Genomic DNA, 17,338 nt, shown 5'->3' with positions numbered 1-17,338 from the left:
CGAGGTCGGTGGTGAGACGTGCTAGCCCTTGACCGCGCCGAGCGCCACGCCCGACTGCCAATACCGCTGCAGGCTCAGGAAGGCGATGATCAGCGGGATGATCGTCAGCAACGCGGCCGTGATCACGAGGTTCTGGATGAGCGCGCCGTTCCCGGCCGTCGAGCCGAGCTTGTTCCACTCGTTGAGCCCGATGGTCAGCGGGTACCAGTCGGGATCCTTCAGCATGATCAAGGGCAGGAAGTAGTTGTTCCAGATGGACACGAACGAAAACAGCAGAACCGTGACGCTCGCCGGGGCGAGCAACGGCAGCGCGATCCGCAGGAACGTCCGGAACTCCCCGGCGCCGTCGACCTTCGCGGCTTCGAGCAGGTCCTTCGGTACGGCTTCCGCGGTGAACACCCACATCAGGTACAACCCGAACGGGTTCACGAAACTCGGGACCAGCACGGCCCACGGGGTGTTGGTGAGGCCGAGCCGCGCGAACAGCAGGAACTGCGGGATCGCCAGGGCGATGCCGGGCACCGCGATCGAGCCCAGGATGACGAACAGGAGCAGGCGCTTGCCGCGGAAGTGCAGTTTCGCCAGCGCGTACCCGCCGAGGGCCGCCAGGAAGGTCGAGACGACCGCGCCGGCCACGACGTAGAGCACGGTGTTGAGCAGCCAGCGGACGAAAATGCCGTCCTGGTAGCGGAAAACCTCGCTGATGTTGTCCCACAGGGCGAACCCGCGGCCGGGCGCGAGCCCGAACGAGGAGACGAAGTCGGCCTGGGACTTCGTCGCGTTGACGATCAGCCACACCAGCGGGAGCAGGCTGTACAGGGCGAACAGCCCGGTCACGGCGGTCAGGGTCACGCTCTTCTTGGGGTTCTCGACGGTGGACAGCCGCCGGGTCGCCGGGCTAGTTGTCGAAGGCATTCCTCAGTCCTCTGATCTGGACGACGTAGGCGACCGCGATCGTGAGCGCGGCCATGACGAGCGCGAGCGCGGCCGCGTAGCCCTGCTGGGATCCGGTGAACGCCAGGTTGTACGCGTAGAGGTTGGGGGTGTAGTGGGTGGTGATGCCGCTGTTGGCCACCATGGACGGCAGGATCTGCGGTTCGCTGAAGATCTGGAACGTGCCGATGATCGAGAAGACGATCGCGATGACCAGGGACTGGCGCAGCGCGGGCAGCTTGATCCGCCACACCACCTGGAACTCGTTCGCCCCGTCCAGTGCGGCGGCCTCGTACAGCTCGCGCGGGACGGCCTTGAGCACCGCGTGGAAGATCAGCATGTTGAAGCCGGTGAACGCCCAGGTGACCATCACCCCGATGGAGATGAGCGTGGTGCCCGGCGTGAAGGGGTCGACGTCCGTGCCCAGCGCTCTGTTGAGGCTGCCGAAGAGGCCGTACTTGACGCCCAGCAGGAATCCCCACATCAGCGTGGACACGACCGCCGGCACCGCGTACGGGAGGAAGATCGACACCCGCAGGAACCGCGAACCGTGCAACCGCCGGGAGTCCAGGGCCAGCGCCAGCGCCATGGCGAAGATGAGCATGAGCGGCACCTGGACGAGCGTGAACGCCAGCACCCGCCCCACGCTGTCCCAGAACTGCGCGTCCCGGAACAGCTTGGTGTAGTTGGCGAATCCGGTGAACCGGGTGCCGCCGACCAGCTTCCGCTGGAAGAGACTGAGGAAAGCGGCATAGATGACCGGGATGACGTACACGAGGGTGAACAACAGCGCGAAGGGCGCGATGAACACCAACCCGATCTGCTTCTTGCCGCGTTTCCGGTCCGGTACGCGGTTTCGGGTCGCGTCCGGCGGCAGCACGGCGGCACCGGTCCGGCTTGCCTGCACCATGACCGCGGCGCTCCTTTCGGTCCGTCGAAGCCGTCAGTCCACCTGGAAACCCTGCTCGTTGCCGTAGGCGACCATGCGTTTCTTCCACTCGTCGAGGATTCCGGCCAGTGAGCCCCGGCCCGTGGTGTAGAGCGGCGCGACGAGGTCGGTGTAGACCGACCGGGCCCACTCGAAGAACGGCGGGTACTGCCAGCCGGTCGCGACGATCTTCGAGGCTTCGGCCAGCACCGGGCCGACCTTCTGGCCGCCGAAGTACTGGTCGACCTTGCCCGGGGTTTCCGAGGCCAGCACCGCGGTGTTCGGCACGAAGGCGCCGGCGTCGACGCGGGGCGCGAGACCGCCGCCGTGCGTGAAGTACTCGAGGAACTTGAACGCCGCCTGCTTGTTCCCGGACGCGGCCGGAATCCCGAAACCGCTTCCGCCGTTCTCGGCGCCGACCTTCTCGCCCGGTTGCCACTGCGGCATCAGCGCGACCTTGAAGTCACCGGCCGCCTCGGGCGCCCGCTGCGGCAGTGACGAGGTCAGCCAGCCGCCCATGGTCTGCGTGGCGAGGCTCCCGTCGTTGAGCGTGCGGTTCCAGTCGTCGGACCACGCCGTGACCTTGGTGTTGAGCAGGCGTTCGTCGAGCAGCTTCTGCCAGAACGCGACGGCTTTGGTCGTGGCGGGCTGGGTGAAGTCGATGTGCACCTTGGTCCCGTCCACCCGGAACGGGCGCCCCCCGGCCTGCCAGATGAGCGAGAGCAGGAGGAAGAGGTCCCCGGTGTCCTGGGCGATGTAGTGGTCGCCGCCGAGCGCGCGGACCTTCTTGGCGGCCTCGTAGTACTCGTCCCACGTGGCCGGGGGCCGGGGCACACCGGCCTTTTCGAAGGTGGCCTGGTTGTAGAACAGGACCGAGGGACCGTAGTCGGAAGGCAGCGCGAAGACCTTGCCTTCGACCGTGACGTCGTTCCACGCGGCCTCGACGTAGTCCTTCTTGAGGTTTTCGGCGCCGAGGCCCCCGAGGTCTTCGAGCTTGCCCGGAATGGCGAAGTAGGGGATCGCGAAGTACTCGAACATCGCGAGGTCGGGCACCCCCGAACCGGCCTGGATCGCGTTGTCGAGCGCGGTGTACTCGTCGAACGACGAGCCGGCGTTGACCACCTTGACCTTGACGCCCGGGTTCGCCGCCTCGAACCCGGGCACGGTCTTCGCGACGGTGTCGTCCCAGCTCCAGACCGTGAGGTTCACCGGACCTTCGCCGCCGCCGTCCGCCGGGCCGCTCGAGCAGGCACCGAGGACGAGCATCGGCACGAGCGTCGCGGCCAGGAACCTGGCTTTCGTGGGGACCCGCATGAGCCGCCTCCTCCTTGAGATGACTCGAAAATGTTTCGCACCTTTTTCGGATGCTGGAGGGAAGCTACTGGGCGCTTTCCGGCTGCGTCAAGGGTTTGCGAGCCTCCAGGTGCCCCCGGGAACGCCCGTGTGTACGCTGGCCCGCAGTTCGAAAAAGTTTCGAGAAATGGAGTTCTGATGAGCGGGCGATCTCGGTCCGAGCGGGCCACCCTGGCGGATGTCGCCCGGCTGGCCGGCGTCTCCCCGGCGACCGCCTCCAAGGTCCTCAACGGCCGCAGCGACGTGGGCGCGGGCACGCGCGACGTCGTCCTCTCGGCCATCGCCGAGCTCGGCTACAAGCCGACGACGGCCCGGCGGGACCTGCAGCGGGAGCGGACACTCGTCACCGTGCTCGACATCGTCGAGTCGCGCTACGCCGGGACGGTGCTCCAAGGCATCCTCGTCGCCGCGACGGCCGCGCGGGCCGAGCTCCTGCTGCGCCTGCCGCCCCCGGACTGGACCGGGACGAGCCGGACCGCCGCCCGGGCGTGGGTCGCGGAGCTGCAGGCGTCCGGCGTCGCCGGGGTGGTCGCGCTCGCCGTCGCCGTGCCCGACTCGGTGCTCCTCGCCGCGGAAGAGGCGGAGCTGCCGGTGGTGACCATCGACCCGATCGACACGACCGACTCCCGGGTCGTGAGCATCGGCTCCACCAACTGGGCGGGCGGCCGCTCGGCGACCGAACACGTCCTCCGGCTGGGCCACCGCCGGATCGGCTGGATCGGCGGTCCACCCGGGTCGGCCCCCTCGGCGGAACGCTTCCACGGGTACCAGGCCGCCCTGCACGCCGCGGGCCTCGCGCTGGAGCACGCGCTGATCCGCCACGACACGTTTTCGGTCGAAGCGGGACTCCGGCACGGCCGCGCCGTGCTGGCGCTCGCCGAGCGGCCCACCGCGATCGTCGCGGGCAACGACGAAATCGCCGTCGGCGTGCTCGCCGCGGCCCGCGAACTCCGCGTCGCCGTGCCGGCGGAGCTGTCGGTCACCGGGTTCGACGACACCCCGCAGGCCCAGTGGACCACGCCCCGGCTGACCTCCGTCGGCCAGCCGCTCGCCGGGATGGGCCGGATGGCCGTCGAGACGGTCCTCGGCATGGCGTCCGGCGTCCGGCCCGCCTCCCGTCACCTCGAGCTGGCGACGACGCTCAACGTCCGCGACTCCACCGGTCCCGCGGCACCGGCCTGAGCACGCGGCCCGGCCGGCTCACGCTGCCCGCAGGTCCCCAGGAGTCCGCGGTTTCCACCGCGGCGCGACGCGAAACGACCCGTTGTTCCCCAGGGTGGACAACCAGCGAACTTCGTGGGACGGAACTGCCGGCCGAGGTGGTTACAGCCAGTCGTGCTCGCGGGCGTAGCGGGCCGCTTCGTGGCGGGTGCGGGTCTGGGTCTTCTGCATCGCGTTGGACAGGTAGTTGCGCACCGTGCCCTCGGCCAGGTGCAGCCGGCCCGCGATCTCGGCCACCGAATACCCCTCCCGCGTCGCGCGCAGGACGTCGAGCTCGCGTTCGGTCAGCGGGCAGTCGTCGACGACGGCGAGTGCCGAGACGTCCGGGTCGATCCAGCGCTTGCCCGCGTGCAGGGTCTGGATCACCGTGGTGATGTGCGCGGGTTCCGCCGCCTTGCTGACGAACCCCTGGACGCCCAGCTTCAGCGCCTTCCGCAGCACGCCGGGGCGGGCGTGCCGGGTCAGCATGAGGATGACCTGCTCCGGCCGCGCCCGCCGAATTTCGGCGACCGCGCCGAGACCGTCCACTGTGGGCATTTCGAGGTCGATCACGAGCACGTCCGGCCGGTGCCGCAGGGTGGCGGCCACCGCCTGTTCGCCGTCTTCGGCCTCGGCGAGCACGGTGATCTCGCCCTCGAGCGGCAGCAGCGCCGCCAGGGCTTTGCGCAGCAGGGCTTCGTCGTCGGCGAGCACCACGGTCGTCATCGAGCGGCCCCGTCGAGTTCCGGGAACGCCACCGCTGTCCGGAACCGGCCGTCCGCGTGCGACACCTCGAGCTCTCCTCCGTCCTCCGCCAGCCGTTGCCGCAGCGCCGAAAGCCCGCCGAGCGGGCCGGGCTCGGCCGCGCCGTCGTTGGCGATGGCCATCCCGGTGCGGCCGAGCGTGATCCGGACGTGCCGGGCCTCGGCGTGGCGCAGGATGTTCGTCGTCGTCTCGCGCAGGACCTGGCCGAGCAGCTCGCCGACGCGGGTGTCCGGTTCGGCTTCCCGGTCGAGGCGCACGTGGATGCCCGCGGCCTCGAACAGGTTCTTCGCGTTCTCCAGTTCCGCGGACAGGTTGAGCCGCCGTTGCGCGTAGGCGAGCTCCTTGGTCTGCACGATCGTCTCGCCGACGAGCGTGTGCACCTCCCGCAGCTCCTCCCGCGCGCGGGCGGGGTCGGCGTCCATGAGCTTCTCCGCGAGCGCCACCTTCAGCTTCACCACGTGCAGCGTGTGCCCCTGGATGTCGTGCAGGTCGCTCGCGAAGCGGACGCGTTCGCGGGCGACGGCCAGTTCCGCCTCCCGCTCGCGCGACTGCTCGAGCTCGGCGACCAGGTCGAACAGCCGCTGGGTGGCGAACATGAACCCGGTCGAGATCAGCACGGCGATCGCCGGGACGGCGACGTACTGCAGCAGCCGCGGCCCGGTGTGATCGGGGTGCACGAGCACGTTGGTCAGGCCCAGGACCGCGACCAGCGCGGCGAGCCCGAAGAGGGCCGCGAGCCGGTGACGCCGCAGCGGCGGGACGAGGAACGACCCGACGACGGACACGCCGAAGAACGCGGCGGTGTCGTTCGTCAGTGCCCCGGCCAGCCAGACCACCGCGGTGACGGCCAGGCTCGGCCGCGCGACGCGGAGGTAGTCGCCCGCCGTCCAGCGTTCGGCCGTCACCAGCGCCGCGACGAGCCCGACCACCTGGATGCCGGCGTGCCACCAGGACCGGGCGTTGATCGCCAGCAGCAACACGCCGACGAACGCCAGCGGCGGCACCGTCGTGATGAGGTTGAGCCGGCGCAGCCGGTCCTGCACGGCTCCGCCGGACCACCTCCGGCGGGTCTCGGTCATGGTCCTCCGGGGTCGGCGCGGTCTCCCGCCAGCATGCCGCACCGGCCGGGAGCCCCACCAGTGACGCCACGTCATGCTTCCGGGGCAGGAACGTCACGGTGCGGTGGTGACGTGGGCGCACTGCCGCCCGGCCGCGATCGGCGCTGGAATTCGGGGCATGTCCACGACACCGGTCATCGACGTCGATCGCCTGAACCTCACCTACGGCGAGTTCACCGCCGTGAAGGAGCTTTCGTTCCAAGTGGAACGCGGAGAGCTGTACGCCCTGCTCGGCACCAACGGCGCCGGGAAGACCTCGACCCTGGAAACGGTCGAAGGTCACCGCGCGCCGACCTCGGGTGCCGTGCGGGTGTTCGGGAAGAACCCCCGCGACCGCGCCGCCGTCCGCCCGCGGATGGGGATCATGCTGCAGGAAAGCGGCTTCTCCCCGGACCTGACGGTGCGCGAGACCGTCAGCCTGGTCGGGCGGCTCACCGGACGGTCCGACGACGCCGGACGCGTGCTCGGCGTCGTCGACCTCACCCGCAAGGCCGGCACAAAGGTCGGCCGGCTCTCCGGCGGTGAGAAGCGGCGGCTGGACTTCGCCACCGCCGTCTACGGCACGCCCGAGCTGGTCTTCCTCGACGAGCCCACCACCGGCCTGGACATCCAGTCCCGCGACGCATTGTGGGACGCGGTGGACCGGCTGCGCGAAGACGGCGCGACGATCGTGCTCACCACCCACTACCTCGAGGAAGCCCAGCAGCGCGCCGACCGCATCGGGCTGATGCACCAGGGCGCCTTCCACCGCGAGGGCACCGTCACCGAGCTGACCCGGACCCTGCCGGCGACCGTCCACTTCGGTCTGCCGCCGCACGCGCCGGCGCCGCCGTTGCTGGCTTCACCAGGTGCGGACGGCAAGTTCCTCGTCGAGACCTTCGAGCTGCAGAAGGACCTGCACACGCTGCTCGGCTGGGCCCAGAACCACGCCGTCGAGCTGCAGGACCTGCAGGCCGGGCCGACACGGCTCGACGACGTCTTCCGCGCCATCGAACACTCCTGAGAAGGGAATTCCATGCTCACGATCGCTCGTGGCGAGCTGATCCAGATCTTCCGCAACCGCCTGGTGCTGGTCACCGCCCTGGTACTGCCGGCGGCGCTCAGCGCGTTCTTCATCACGAAGCGCGACATCTTCGCCGATGGGGGCAGTCTCGGCTACATCGCCACCCTCGCCCTGTTCTTCGTGGCGAGCATCGGCCTGTACACCACGACGGTGACCACGCTCGCCTCCCGCCGCCAGAACCTGTTCCTCAAGCGCCTGCGTTCCACCGCGGCGGGGGACGCGGGCATCCTCGCCGGGCTGCTGCTGCCGATCACCGTGCTGTCGGTGGTCCAGATCGCCGTCATCCTCGGCGCGCTGGCCGCGGTCGCCGGCACCCCCGCGGATCCGCTGCTGCTGGTCGCGGCGGTGGTGTCCGTCGTGGCCATGATGGCCGCGCTGGGACTGGCCACGGCCGGCCTGACGAACTCGCCCGAGCACGCGCAGGTGACGACGCTGCCGGTCAGCGTCGGCGTGCTCGCCGTGTCGGGCTGGGTCGGTCTCACCGGCACCGGCGACCTGACGTTGCTCAAGCGCTTGCTGCCCGGTGGTTCGGCGACCGAGCTGGTGCTGAACGCCTGGAACGGCGGTGTCCCGCTCGCCGATTCGCTCGTCCTGTTCGGCCCCACCCTGGCCTGGGTCGTCGTCGCGGTCGCGCTGGCCACGCGGCTCTTCCGCTGGGAGCCGCGCCGTTGAGGCGCGGCCGGATGAAAGGAACCACGATGCTGCGCAAAGCTCTGCTCACCGCCGCGGTCGCCGTGCTCGGCGCGACGGCCGTGTCCCCGGCGTCCGCCGCGGCCGGCCCGGCCTGGGGACCGTGCCCGGCCGGCGCCTTCCCGGTCCCGGACCTGCAGTGCACGACGATGAAGGTGCCGCTGGACTACGGTGACCCGGGCGGCCGGACGATCGACGTCGCCGTGTCGCGCCTGCCGAGCAAGCACCCGGAGAAGCGGCGGGGCGTGCTGTTCACCAACCCGGGTGGCCCCGGCGGTACCGGGTTGGACTACCCGCAGCTGCTGAAGTACTTGAAGCTGCCGCAGAGCGTGCTCGATGCCTACGACCTCATCGGGTTCGACCCGCGGGGCGTCGGCCGCAGCACGCCGGTGACGTGCGACCTCACCCCCGCGCAGCTGGCGATCGGCAACCTGCCCTACGCCGACGGCCCAGCTGACGTGGTGAAGCAGGCGAAGCTGGCGAAAACCGAGGCGCAGCAGTGCCGGGACGCCGCGACGGGGCCGATGCTGCCCTACGTCACCACCGCGAACACCGCCCGGGACATGGACCGCCTCCGGGCGGCGCTCGGCGAATCCACGGTGTCCTACCTCGGTGGTTCCTACGGCACGTATCTGGGCGCGGTGTACACGACGATGTTCCCGGACCGCGGCGACCGCATCGTGCTGGACAGCAATCTCGGCCCGGGTGGCTACGACATCACGGCGATGCGCGCCTTCGCACGGGGCATGGAAGACCGCTTCCCGGACTTCGCGAAGTTCGCCGCGGCGCACCCGGAGTACGGCCTCGGCCGCACGCCGGCCGAGGTGACGGCCAAGTTCCACGAGCTGGCGGCACGCCTGGACCGGGCCCCGGTGGCGGACGTGACGGGCTCGATCTTCCGCGGCTTGACGTTCAGCGGCCTGTACGCGCCGGACCTGACGCACCTGGCGGAGGACTGGCAGGCCCTCGACCACGGCCGCGCGCCGCAGCCACCGGCCGAGACGGGCTCGGTCGAGAACTTGTTCGCGTCCCGGTTCGCGGTCATCTGCGGAGACTCGGCGTGGCCGCGTTCGGTGGGGACGTACCAGGTGAACGTGGCGGTCGACCGCGTCCGCTACCCGCTGCTCGGCGCGGCCACGGCGAACATCTCGGCGTGCGCCTACTGGGCGCCCCCGAAGGAGCCGCCGGTGCGGATCACCGGCCACGGCCCGGCGAACGTGCTGATGGTGCAGAACGATCGCGACCCGGGAACGCCGTTGGTGAACGCCCGCAAGCTGCGTTCGGCGTTCGGCGAACGCGCCAGGATGGTGACTGTCGACCAGGGCGGCCACGGCGCGTACCTGGCGCCCAACCAGTGCGGCAACACGGCGGTGACGAACTTCCTGGTGACCGGGGAGCGGCCCGCGAACGACGTGCACTGCGCGGCCCAGCCCGGCGACGGTTCCTGAGCAATGCCGGAAAGCAGACGAGAGGGAGAAGTTGCCATGCACGAGTGGCGCCGACGTCGCGCGGCGAAGCGGGTGGAGCCCGGCACCGGGCGGGAGCTGAAGCCGTTCCGCTGGTGGCAGCCTTTCTCGCGATCGCTGTACTCGCTCGTCCTCGGCCGCGACGACGGGCATCAGGCGGTGTACGTCGTCGACGTACCTCATCGCCGGCGGTTCTGGGCGAACGACGGCAAGGGCACCGCCGACCTCTACCTCGACGGCCGTCATCAGGCCGCAGCCAAGCTCCCCGCCGTCTTTCCCGTCCCGGGCGGCACGATCGAGGTCGCAGAATCCCCGTTCGGGCTGAAGCGCTGCCACTACGTCACGGCGGCGGGGGATGAGCGTCCGCTGGTTCCGGAGCACACCTCGGCCGAAGGGCGCCGTGCGCACCTCGCCCGCCGGCACCCCGCGCTGAGCCGCGCGATCAGTGTCACGTCGGTGGTCCTGCTTCTGATCTCGGTGCTCCTGCTCATCCCGCAGCTGATCGAGGTCGCCTTCAAACTGCCGCCCGTCGCGGCCCGCTTCGGAGCCTTCGTCTCGCCTGTCTCCCTGCCGGCGTGGCTCAACTCCCTGCTCGGCATCGGCGCCGTGCTGGCCAGTGTCGAACGCGCACTCCGCTTACGGCACAACCCCTTCCTGGACACGATCGGCTAGGGCCGAAGTCTCGCGGCCGCCGCGACGCGCCGGCAGACCCAGTTGCCGACTCGACGCCCGGCGTACTCAGGTATTCGCGAGCGTGGCGGCGTGACAATCGGCCCCGGGGTATGTGGGCAGCCTCGGGGCCGAGTCGCGTCCGGAGGTGCCTCGGGCATGAAAAAAGCCACGTTCACCTGCGTGAACGTGGCTTGTCCGTCGGGCTGACAGGATTCGAACCTGCGACCCCTTGACCTTACGCTCCGATCCGCTGACCTGCCGATCATGCGTAGATCCGTTGCTGTGTAAGGAACAATGCTGTTGTTGATCGTGGTCGTTTGTTGTCGCTGGGTGGTGCCATGTTGCACATATGTTGCACGCGCCGGGAGCATCTCCGCTTGCAAGTGGGTGGCCTTCGGCATCTTGTCGACTTGGCACAGCCCGATCGCTCCCGCGTCAAGGAGCCAGTGATCAGCCTGCCAGTCCTCCGCCTTCCCGATCCTAAGCCGCCCGAGCTCGTATCCGGCCCCGTCAAGGCCCGCAGGTACATTTCAGCCTTGACGGGGCCGGATGCGTGTTTGAGCCTGTGGCGAGCGGGAAGGGGGGAGCACGGACGGGACCACTGCTGTCTGCGGACGCGACTGGCAGTCTCCGTCGGCCATCGTGGAGACCGGCCACTCGTGCGGTGATGTTCTTCTTCTTGAGCTGCGGTCTCCGGTGCGGCCGCCGGCCGGTCGCGTGGGTGCCGGAGGCGGGCCCCGCGCGTGCCGGCCGATAGCGGCGCGGCCCCGGAGGGGCCGCCTTGAACAAGAAAAGAAACTCTGAACACACGGTCCGACGTGGACGGCGTGGCCTAAGTCGTTGGGATGAGACGGCTGTCGTAGCCCGCGGCGATCAGGCGGTTGTAGGCGGCTTCGACACCGGCAGGGATCTCCTGTGGGATGGCGTACCCGGCCTGGGCGTACACGGTCAGCCGTTGGGTGTCGCCGACGAGCATGTCAATCACCCGCTTGGGGTCACCGATGCTCTCGACGTAGTCGGCTAGGGACTGCTGGATCGCGGAGCAGAGGAAGTCGACCTCCGGCCACAGCTTCTTCGCCGTCGTGTAGGCCCTGCGCTGCTGATACGGCCGACTGAGGATCAAGGCGCTAGCGACGTCGATGGCACGCCTGCGGAGTAGGTCCCGCGTCAACTCGAAGTTCTCGGCTGTGTTCGTGGCCTTCGGTTCGACGAGGATGGCGGAGTCCGGGACGCCCTTGTCCATGGCGATCTCGCGGTAGTGGACGGCCTCGCCCCGGGGGAACCGGTTGACGGTTGTCGGAGCGTTGGCACCGGTGAACGCGATCAGTGGGAAGAGGTGTTCGTGGTAGAGCTCGGCCGCGTAGACCGCGACGCTCGGGTCATGACTTCCGAGTCCGATGGCGACGTCGACCGGGCGTAACGGGTCGTCGATGCGGTGGAAGTTCCACAGTGTCTCGACGTCTTCGCGAAGCTCGTCAGGAATTACCGTCGTCGTCACGGGTGTCTCCTCGGGACTACTCGGGGATTTCGAATGTGTAGGACCAGGCGAACCGGGACGCCGCGTGAACGCCGCGTGCGAACTCGACCGGGGTGCCGTCTGCCGTTCGCGTCGTACGTTCGAGGATCATCACCGGCTCGCCAGCGGGCAGCTCCAGCTCGTCGATCTCCTCGGGCGTCGGCATCCGGGAGTGAAAGGTCTCGGTCATGCTGTCGGGCTCCAGTCCCTTCAGCGTGAGCACCGCGAAGCCGCCACCAGGGGTTGCAGTCCCCGGCTTGGGGTCCACGATCGGCGTGCCCTCGACGTGCTCGAGACGGTAGTAGCTGGTGAGCGTGTGAGTCGGGTGCCCGTCCTGTTTGACCAGTCGCGCGCGCTCGTACACGGGACTCCCGGGTTCGATGCCCAACGCACTCGCGACGTCCGCGTCCGCATCGACTTTGCGCACCTGGTTGGTCTGGTCGTTGCGGTTCCAGGCTTGTCCTGAAGCTTCGCGGTCGGCGGCGAACGCCACGAGTCCGAACTTCCACTTGCTCTTCGCGTAGCGCTCGACCCCCAGGCGCTTCATGGGTGGCCGAGCTCGGACCACCGTGCCGCGCCGGCGGACAGACGTCACGAGTCCTTCAGATTCGAGAACGCTAATGGCCTTGCGCACCGTGTTGACGTTGATGTCGTACTGGTCGGCGAGGTCATCTTGCTTGGGAAGCGTGCTGTCCGGCGGGTAGTCGCCTGCCTTGATGGCGTCCCTGAGCAGCGAGGCCAGGTCGCGGTAGCCGATCGTCAAGCCGCCTCCTCTCGATGGGCGATAACCCTATCTCTACCTGCAGTCTACCGTCCTCGCGGTCCAATAGAGATAGTTCTATTGACAACCGGCGACCACCGGAGTCTAATAGAGATAGTTCTAACGACGACCTAGGAGGCGGCATGCAGGACATCCCGTTCGTCAGCTCGGGCTACCGGTTCATGGTCACGGAGGCCCCCACGATGAAGATGCGCGAGGTCAAGGGGGAGCTTCAGCCCGCGACGGACCGCGAGGGCAACCCGGCGTTCGTGGTGATGCTGTTCGCGAAGCCGCGTCAGGTGGAGGGACGCCGGCCGGGCAAGGGCGAGGAGATCAAGGTGACGCTCGCGGCAGACCCGGGGGAGGGGTTCGAGGAGGGCACCTATGTGGAGTTGATCGACCCGGTGTTGAACACGTGGCAGACGACGGGCGAGGACAACCGGATCACCGGCTCGGGTCTGTGGTTCAAGGCGCTGGGACTCAAGCCTGCCGGGTCGGGTGCTTCGCAGCGCGCCGCCTGATCTCGGTTTCATGACCGGTGGGTGACCGGTTCGCGCGGCTACCTCCCCGGCCGTGGCGTTATCACCACCCTGGAGCCCTTCCCAAATAGGTTGGCGGCCCGTTTTCGAGTCGGGCGAGGGCACTTTCTGTTCTTTGACAATTACAGAGTGGGCCGATCCATGCCTAAATCCGCGCTGTTTGTGGTGGCGCGCCTCGATTCCCGGCCGGGCAAGCCGTCCGGGAGTCCTGGGGTTCTACCACGGAGTTTGCGAGTGGAGAGGAGAGGCGAATGGGTGGGATGAACGCGGTTCGGGGTGGGTTGTCGTCGTATGACCCGCACGGCCCGAAGCGGGGCTAGCGATGGCTGACCACGTGTGTTCCGCGAGTTTCTGGCTATCGCCGACACGGATTGCCACGTGCACCGTGTGCGGCGCCCAGTGGCAGATGTGAGGAGGAGAAAAGCGGTGTTTACGTACCTGGTGTGGCTCGTGCTGGTGGGGCTGCTGATCGTGGCTTCCCCGGTGTTCGGGGTTCTCGCGCTGGTCTCGGGGCTGACGCTGGCATGGCGGGCCGGCCGGTGAGCCGCCCGGTGAAGGTCGGCGTGGTGATCCGGATGCTCGCCGCGCGGCTGGAACGGGAACGGGCTACCGCGTTGGCGGAGCAGACCGAAGACCTGGGCTGGCAGGCGGGCTTCTGTGAGGGCCTGAAGCACGCGCAGCACGTGATCCGGAACGGAGACTGACATGCCGGAGATTCTGGCGATCGTCGCGGCGGTGAACGAGGCGTACCGCGCGTTCGTGGCCACCAGCCCGGATCGGGAGATCAAGGTCGCGGTCGGGAACGCGGTGCGCTTCCTGGCAGCAGACCTCACTTCGGCGGCCGAGCTGGTCGCCACGACACGCGAAGGGTAGAGCGCAATGCAGGAGATCCACGAGATCACGAACGCGGTAACCGTCGCGTTCGAGAAGTTCCGGGCGACTGACGCGCCGGAAGAGGCGAAGGTGCAGGCCGGTCGGTCGATCCGCGGGCTGATCGGCGACCTGTCCGGTCTGGCGTGGTCGCTGGAGCACAACCCGGAGAGGTGGAGCTGACATGCAGATCGCGGTACTCAATCGGCGTGCGCAGGAGCGTTACGCCACGTTCGTGAACAACATGGACCAGGTCGCCGAAGTCCTCGTCGAGGTCGACAAGCTGATCGACCGCTACGACGAAGACGCGATGGCCGGATCGTGGACCATCGCCACCCAGGACGAACTCAAGGCCCTGCGGACCAAGGCGTTCGACGAACTGGACCGCCTGCGCATCCTCGGCAAGAAGCACGAGGCCGAGCTGGTCTCGCGGGACTGGAGGTTCTGACATGGCACACCAGGTCGACCGAGTCGTCGACGACCTCGGCTCCACGCTGACCCAGCTCAAGGACTCGATGCGCGGGATGCCGCTACACAAGAACGGGTTCAAGGCCACACACGACCGCATGGCCCGCGCGATGGGCACGCTCACCACCGAGCTGACCGACGCCCGCACCGCCATCAAACTCTGACCCAACCACACATGAACCGTTTCGCACGAGACCGGCCCCGCTACCTCCCATTACGGGATGCGGGGCCGGTCTTGTGCTGTTCGAGAGGACCACCAAACCATGAACACCCCCAAGTCGTCCCGCAAGATCGGGACCGAAGTCAAGGCGCTGAAGTGGCTCGCCCGCCACCCCGGCGCCACCCTCGCACCGGCGACCGTCCTCGGCTCCGGTGTACACCTGGGCTGGAGCGCCACGGGCGGTATCGCCGGCGGCACGGTCGGCGCGTTGACATGCTGGTACCGGGCGCACCCGGACACCTTCGACCACTACGCCGCCCCGCGACTTCGGGCCTGGCGCCGCCGCTGGTCGGTGTACCTCGGGCCGCGCTTCACCCGCGCGCTTCGGGCCTGCGACATGTACGTCACCGACCGCAAAACCGGCGAAGACCTGTTCCCGCGCATCACCCAGCTGCGCTCCTACTCCCCGTCGGTCGACGTGGTCACCCTGGCCCTGGCGCGCGGACAGGGCCGCCGTTCCATCGAGGACAACCTCGAACGGCTCGCCGACACGCTGAAGGTGCAGCGCATCGCGTTCGAGCACCCGAAGCCCGGCTACGTCGCTCTGATCATCGAACGCACGGAGCCGTTCACCGACACCATCCCGGCCCCGGAAATGCCCGAAGAGGCCGACGCGGTCGACATCGACGACATCTACGTCGGCGAGACCGAGTACGGCACCGACTGGCGGCTCGGGCTCCGGTCGCACCTGTTCATCGCGGGAGCGACCGGCGCCGGCAAGAACTCGATCGTTTTCTCCGAGCTTCGCGCGTTGGCTCCGATGATCCGGGACGGGCTGGTCCGGCTGTGGATCTGCGACCCCAAGCAACTGGAGTTCCGCAAGTTCGGGGACGCAAACGCCGCCTACCGCTACGCCGACACGGAAGAGACCTGCGCTGCGCTGGTCGACGAGTACATCGAAGACCTGCGCGCCGTACAGCAGGACTTCGCCCGCACCGGCCGCCGCAAGATCGAGGTCTCCCGCGAAACCCCCCTGAACCTGCTGATCATCGACGAGATCGGCGCACTGCTGGCCTACGGCGACGGCACCATTGCCCGCAACCTGCGAAAACTGCTTGCCATCGTCGGCTCACAGGGCCGCGCCACGGGACATTTCATGACCGCGTTGGTGCAGGAACCGAGCAAGGACACCGTTCCGGTCCGGGAACTGTTCCCGACTCGGGTGTGCTTGCGGGTGACCGCACAGTCGCATGTGGACATGGTCCTCGGAGACGGCGCCCGGCTGCGCGGCGCACTCGCCGACGAGATCCCGAACGTCCCGGACACCGCCGGCATCGGCTACGTCATCCGGCAGCGCACCCGCGTCCCGCAGCGCGTCCGGGCCGCCTACGTCGACGACCGTGAGATCGACGAACTGATCGCCTTCATCCGTTCCGGCCGGCCGATGCCGGGGCTGTCGGTGGTGGCGTGATGATGACGATCAACTACCCGGCCCTACTTCACCAGCGGCACTACTACGTCGCCGTGGGGCCCTATCCTCGTCCCCTCAGCGGCCGGATTCACCGCGACAGGTCCCGCGCGGTGTGGGAGATGCGGGTTGCGGTGGAACAGTTCGCTGAACGTGGGATCGAACTGTACGAGCCCCATATCGCGTCGCTGGACGAGGTGTACCTCGCGCGCTGCGGGGTGTGCGCCGAGTTACCTGGGGACAAGCCGGACTTGTTCGAGTACTGGGACACCCTGCAGGAGACGCTCCGCACCTGGTGCCCGACCTGGGTCACTGAGTACCCGAATGTCTTCTGTCCCCGCCATCAGCCGTCCGGAGAGGTGGTGGCGTGATGGCAGAGGTCAACTACCCGGCCGTGGTCCACGCCCCGCACTTCGCCGTTGACAAGGTGACCAACAAGGGGTTGGAGCGGCTGAGTGATCGCCTGTACTCCTCCCGCGAGGACGCCAGCATCTGGGCAAGTGTGCTGCGGGAGCCGGGCGACGTGGTCCTCATCGGGGAGTATCAGGTCGCCTACTACGCCCGCTGCGTCGTGTGCGGCGAGTTCTCCAACGAGGACCGGATGTGTTTCATCGACTGGCCGGACCTGGTGCTGTACCTGACGCACGAACCGGGCTGGTGCTGCACCTCCGAACAGCTCGTGTTCTGCCCGAACCACCGACCGTCTAGAGAGGAATAGTCATGTGGATTCTCGGTTTCGTGGTGTGGCGGGCGTGGCTGTTCACCAAGTACGGCGGCCCGGCCGCGCTCGTGCTCTGGCTGATCTACCTCGCGCAGGGCTGGTCGGTGCTGTTCTGGATCGTGGCCGCGGTGATCGGCTGCGTCGGCCTCGGGATGGCGCTCGCTGTCTCGGAGTTCCGCAACCGCGAGCTGGGGGACCTCGGACGGGGGCGCATCCGATGACGCGCCGCACCGATTCGGGACAGCCCGGCCTGTTCGACCTTCCGGCCCCGGCGCCCGAACCGACCGCCGGCCGCGCCTGTCCGCCCGCCCGGGGACGTCGCAAGGCGACTGGCTCGCCCGCTAACCCGCTGGTGGCCAAGGACGTGCTCGCCGACGTCCGCGAGGGCAAGTTCGGGCTCCTGGACGACACCGACCGCGTCATGGTCCTCGACGGCGACGGACACTGCCGCGCCGCCGGAGAAGAGGACATCGTCATGCACTTGATGTCGGTTGGCTACGTGGAGCGCGGCCCGGCCCGCGAGACCATCTCGTGCTTGCACGGCGTTGTCCGCAAACCCGTCCTCCCGCTACGCCTCACCCGACGCGGCCGGGACATGCTCCAGCGCTGGTCCAACCTCACCCCGTTCTAGACCGAAAGGAGGCTGAC

The 17,338-nt window shown here is 68.6% G+C and carries 23 protein-coding genes; 16 read left to right on the top strand and 7 right to left on the bottom strand.

The window, feature by feature from the left end; all coding sequences use genetic code 11:
* Nucleotides 1-21 precede the first annotated feature (21 nt).
* The 3 genes from ACLJQE_RS29320 to ACLJQE_RS29310 are packed head-to-tail and all read right to left on the bottom strand — an operon-like array spanning nucleotide 22 to nucleotide 3,175.
* A complete protein-coding gene (locus ACLJQE_RS29320) occupies nucleotides 22-915 on the bottom strand; it encodes a carbohydrate ABC transporter permease (protein WP_410642690.1) in 894 nt (297 codons plus the stop codon).
* A complete protein-coding gene (locus ACLJQE_RS29315) occupies nucleotides 899-1,843 on the bottom strand; it encodes a carbohydrate ABC transporter permease (protein ID WP_410642689.1) in 945 nt (314 codons plus the stop codon). Before ACLJQE_RS29315 ends, ACLJQE_RS29320 begins: the two co-directional genes overlap by 17 nt.
* A 33-nt stretch (nucleotides 1,844-1,876) precedes the next feature.
* The gene (locus ACLJQE_RS29310) at nucleotides 1,877-3,175 is read right to left on the bottom strand and encodes an ABC transporter substrate-binding protein (protein ID WP_410642688.1); all 1,299 of its coding nucleotides are present in this window, start codon (nucleotides 3,173-3,175) and stop codon (nucleotides 1,877-1,879) included.
* A 177-nt stretch (nucleotides 3,176-3,352) separates the two neighbouring features.
* On the opposite strand from ACLJQE_RS29310, the gene ACLJQE_RS29305 reads away from it, so the two are divergent.
* On the top strand, nucleotides 3,353-4,396 hold the full coding sequence (locus tag ACLJQE_RS29305) for a LacI family DNA-binding transcriptional regulator (protein ID WP_410642687.1): 1,044 nt from the start codon (nucleotides 3,353-3,355) through the stop codon (nucleotides 4,394-4,396).
* A 141-nt stretch (nucleotides 4,397-4,537) separates the two neighbouring features.
* On the opposite strand, the gene ACLJQE_RS29300 is transcribed toward ACLJQE_RS29305, so the two are convergent.
* Together ACLJQE_RS29300 and ACLJQE_RS29295 are read right to left on the bottom strand one after the other, a co-directional pair.
* Complete coding sequence (locus tag ACLJQE_RS29300) at nucleotides 4,538-5,140, bottom strand: response regulator (RefSeq protein ID WP_410642686.1); 603 nt, start codon at nucleotides 5,138-5,140, stop codon at nucleotides 4,538-4,540.
* Nucleotides 5,137-6,258 (bottom strand): sensor histidine kinase, encoded by a 1,122-nt coding sequence (locus tag ACLJQE_RS29295; protein WP_410642685.1) that lies wholly within the window; start codon nucleotides 6,256-6,258, stop codon nucleotides 5,137-5,139. Before ACLJQE_RS29295 ends, ACLJQE_RS29300 begins: the two co-directional genes overlap by 4 nt.
* 157 nt (nucleotides 6,259-6,415) lie before the next feature.
* Between ACLJQE_RS29295 and ACLJQE_RS29290 the strand changes: the two genes are divergently transcribed.
* The 4 genes from ACLJQE_RS29290 to ACLJQE_RS29275 are packed head-to-tail and all read left to right on the top strand — an operon-like array spanning nucleotide 6,416 to nucleotide 10,188.
* Nucleotides 6,416-7,300 carry an ABC transporter ATP-binding protein gene (locus tag ACLJQE_RS29290; RefSeq protein ID WP_410642684.1) on the top strand — a complete coding sequence of 295 codons (885 nt, stop codon included), beginning with the start codon at nucleotides 6,416-6,418 and terminating at the stop codon, nucleotides 7,298-7,300.
* 12 nt (nucleotides 7,301-7,312) lie between these two features.
* A complete protein-coding gene (locus tag ACLJQE_RS29285) occupies nucleotides 7,313-8,032 on the top strand; it encodes an ABC transporter permease (RefSeq protein WP_410642683.1) in 720 nt (239 codons plus the stop codon).
* Between the two features lie 26 nt (nucleotides 8,033-8,058).
* Nucleotides 8,059-9,498, top strand: a complete 1,440-nt coding sequence (locus ACLJQE_RS29280; RefSeq protein WP_410642682.1) for an alpha/beta hydrolase — start codon at nucleotides 8,059-8,061, stop codon at nucleotides 9,496-9,498.
* A gap of 36 nt (nucleotides 9,499-9,534) precedes the next feature.
* Nucleotides 9,535-10,188, top strand: coding sequence for a hypothetical protein (locus ACLJQE_RS29275; protein WP_410642681.1), 654 nt, complete (start codon nucleotides 9,535-9,537; stop codon nucleotides 10,186-10,188).
* Nucleotides 10,189-11,020: 832 nt separating this feature from the next.
* Here ACLJQE_RS29275 and ACLJQE_RS29270 read toward each other — a convergent pair.
* Both ACLJQE_RS29270 and ACLJQE_RS29265 read right to left on the bottom strand, forming a co-directional pair.
* A complete protein-coding gene (locus tag ACLJQE_RS29270) occupies nucleotides 11,021-11,686 on the bottom strand; it encodes a YdcF family protein (protein ID WP_410642680.1) in 666 nt (221 codons plus the stop codon).
* A gap of 16 nt (nucleotides 11,687-11,702) precedes the next feature.
* Nucleotides 11,703-12,467 (bottom strand): GntR family transcriptional regulator, encoded by a 765-nt coding sequence (locus ACLJQE_RS29265; RefSeq protein ID WP_410642679.1) that lies wholly within the window; start codon nucleotides 12,465-12,467, stop codon nucleotides 11,703-11,705.
* Between the two features lie 140 nt (nucleotides 12,468-12,607).
* Between ACLJQE_RS29265 and ACLJQE_RS29260 the strand changes: the two genes are divergently transcribed.
* The 11 genes from ACLJQE_RS29260 to ACLJQE_RS29210 all read left to right on the top strand — a co-directional run bounded on the left by ACLJQE_RS29260 (nucleotide 12,608) and on the right by ACLJQE_RS29210 (nucleotide 17,321).
* Nucleotides 12,608-12,985, top strand: a complete 378-nt coding sequence (locus ACLJQE_RS29260; protein WP_410642677.1) for a hypothetical protein — start codon at nucleotides 12,608-12,610, stop codon at nucleotides 12,983-12,985.
* A 557-nt stretch (nucleotides 12,986-13,542) separates the two neighbouring features.
* Nucleotides 13,543-13,707, top strand: a complete 165-nt coding sequence (locus tag ACLJQE_RS29255) for a hypothetical protein (protein ID WP_410642676.1) — start codon at nucleotides 13,543-13,545, stop codon at nucleotides 13,705-13,707.
* 1 nt (nucleotide 13,708) lies between these two features.
* Nucleotides 13,709-13,876, top strand: a complete 168-nt coding sequence (locus ACLJQE_RS29250) for a hypothetical protein (protein ID WP_410642675.1) — start codon at nucleotides 13,709-13,711, stop codon at nucleotides 13,874-13,876.
* A 6-nt stretch (nucleotides 13,877-13,882) separates the two neighbouring features.
* On the top strand, nucleotides 13,883-14,056 hold the full coding sequence (locus ACLJQE_RS29245; protein ID WP_410642674.1) for a hypothetical protein: 174 nt from the start codon (nucleotides 13,883-13,885) through the stop codon (nucleotides 14,054-14,056).
* A 1-nt stretch (nucleotide 14,057) separates the two neighbouring features.
* Entirely contained in the window at nucleotides 14,058-14,321 is a 264-nt protein-coding gene (locus ACLJQE_RS29240; protein ID WP_410642673.1) for a hypothetical protein, read from the top strand.
* A gap of 1 nt (nucleotide 14,322) precedes the next feature.
* Nucleotides 14,323-14,505 (top strand): hypothetical protein, encoded by a 183-nt coding sequence (locus ACLJQE_RS29235; protein WP_410642672.1) that lies wholly within the window; start codon nucleotides 14,323-14,325, stop codon nucleotides 14,503-14,505.
* 99 nt (nucleotides 14,506-14,604) lie between these two features.
* A complete protein-coding gene (locus ACLJQE_RS29230; protein WP_410642671.1) occupies nucleotides 14,605-15,972 on the top strand; it encodes an FtsK/SpoIIIE domain-containing protein in 1,368 nt (455 codons plus the stop codon).
* Nucleotides 15,972-16,340, top strand: coding sequence for a hypothetical protein (locus ACLJQE_RS29225; protein ID WP_410642669.1), 369 nt, complete (start codon nucleotides 15,972-15,974; stop codon nucleotides 16,338-16,340). The genes ACLJQE_RS29230 and ACLJQE_RS29225 overlap by 1 nt, the downstream gene beginning before the upstream one ends.
* On the top strand, nucleotides 16,337-16,687 hold the full coding sequence (locus ACLJQE_RS29220; protein ID WP_410642667.1) for a hypothetical protein: 351 nt from the start codon (nucleotides 16,337-16,339) through the stop codon (nucleotides 16,685-16,687). The genes ACLJQE_RS29225 and ACLJQE_RS29220 overlap by 4 nt, the downstream gene beginning before the upstream one ends.
* A gap of 2 nt (nucleotides 16,688-16,689) precedes the next feature.
* Entirely contained in the window at nucleotides 16,690-16,911 is a 222-nt protein-coding gene (locus ACLJQE_RS29215) for a hypothetical protein (protein WP_410642665.1), read from the top strand.
* Nucleotides 16,908-17,321, top strand: coding sequence for a hypothetical protein (locus ACLJQE_RS29210; RefSeq protein ID WP_410642663.1), 414 nt, complete (start codon nucleotides 16,908-16,910; stop codon nucleotides 17,319-17,321). Before ACLJQE_RS29215 ends, ACLJQE_RS29210 begins: the two co-directional genes overlap by 4 nt.
* The last annotated feature ends 17 nt before the right edge of the window (nucleotides 17,322-17,338 follow it).

Source organism: Amycolatopsis sp. lyj-346 (genome assembly GCF_046548975.1).
Taxonomy (GTDB): Bacteria; Actinomycetota; Actinomycetes; order Mycobacteriales; family Pseudonocardiaceae; genus Amycolatopsis.
Note: the sequence above shows the minus strand (reverse complement) of the source record. Positions and strands in the feature narration are given on the sequence as shown.

What these genes read in the sequence shown, in the direction of transcription:
- ACLJQE_RS29320 (WP_410642690.1), bottom strand. Translation starts at nt 915, where the DNA reads ATGCCTTCGACAACTAGCCCGGCGACCCGGCGGCTGTCCACCGTCGAG.
- ACLJQE_RS29315 (WP_410642689.1), bottom strand. Translation starts at nt 1,843, where the DNA reads ATGGTGCAGGCAAGCCGGACCGGTGCCGCCGTGCTGCCGCCGGACGCG.
- ACLJQE_RS29310 (WP_410642688.1), bottom strand. Translation starts at nt 3,175, where the DNA reads ATGCGGGTCCCCACGAAAGCCAGGTTCCTGGCCGCGACGCTCGTGCCG.
- ACLJQE_RS29305 (WP_410642687.1), top strand. Translation starts at nt 3,353, where the DNA reads ATGAGCGGGCGATCTCGGTCCGAGCGGGCCACCCTGGCGGATGTCGCC.
- ACLJQE_RS29300 (WP_410642686.1), bottom strand. Translation starts at nt 5,140, where the DNA reads ATGACGACCGTGGTGCTCGCCGACGACGAAGCCCTGCTGCGCAAAGCC.
- ACLJQE_RS29295 (WP_410642685.1), bottom strand. Translation starts at nt 6,258, where the DNA reads ATGACCGAGACCCGCCGGAGGTGGTCCGGCGGAGCCGTGCAGGACCGG.
- ACLJQE_RS29290 (WP_410642684.1), top strand. Translation starts at nt 6,416, where the DNA reads ATGTCCACGACACCGGTCATCGACGTCGATCGCCTGAACCTCACCTAC.
- ACLJQE_RS29285 (WP_410642683.1), top strand. Translation starts at nt 7,313, where the DNA reads ATGCTCACGATCGCTCGTGGCGAGCTGATCCAGATCTTCCGCAACCGC.
- ACLJQE_RS29280 (WP_410642682.1), top strand. Translation starts at nt 8,059, where the DNA reads ATGCTGCGCAAAGCTCTGCTCACCGCCGCGGTCGCCGTGCTCGGCGCG.
- ACLJQE_RS29275 (WP_410642681.1), top strand. Translation starts at nt 9,535, where the DNA reads ATGCACGAGTGGCGCCGACGTCGCGCGGCGAAGCGGGTGGAGCCCGGC.
- ACLJQE_RS29260 (WP_410642677.1), top strand. Translation starts at nt 12,608, where the DNA reads ATGCAGGACATCCCGTTCGTCAGCTCGGGCTACCGGTTCATGGTCACG.
- ACLJQE_RS29250 (WP_410642675.1), top strand. Translation starts at nt 13,709, where the DNA reads ATGCCGGAGATTCTGGCGATCGTCGCGGCGGTGAACGAGGCGTACCGC.
- ACLJQE_RS29245 (WP_410642674.1), top strand. Translation starts at nt 13,883, where the DNA reads ATGCAGGAGATCCACGAGATCACGAACGCGGTAACCGTCGCGTTCGAG.
- ACLJQE_RS29240 (WP_410642673.1), top strand. Translation starts at nt 14,058, where the DNA reads ATGCAGATCGCGGTACTCAATCGGCGTGCGCAGGAGCGTTACGCCACG.
- ACLJQE_RS29235 (WP_410642672.1), top strand. Translation starts at nt 14,323, where the DNA reads ATGGCACACCAGGTCGACCGAGTCGTCGACGACCTCGGCTCCACGCTG.
- ACLJQE_RS29230 (WP_410642671.1), top strand. Translation starts at nt 14,605, where the DNA reads ATGAACACCCCCAAGTCGTCCCGCAAGATCGGGACCGAAGTCAAGGCG.
- ACLJQE_RS29225 (WP_410642669.1), top strand. Translation starts at nt 15,972, where the DNA reads ATGATGACGATCAACTACCCGGCCCTACTTCACCAGCGGCACTACTAC.
- ACLJQE_RS29215 (WP_410642665.1), top strand. Translation starts at nt 16,690, where the DNA reads ATGTGGATTCTCGGTTTCGTGGTGTGGCGGGCGTGGCTGTTCACCAAG.
- ACLJQE_RS29210 (WP_410642663.1), top strand. Translation starts at nt 16,908, where the DNA reads ATGACGCGCCGCACCGATTCGGGACAGCCCGGCCTGTTCGACCTTCCG.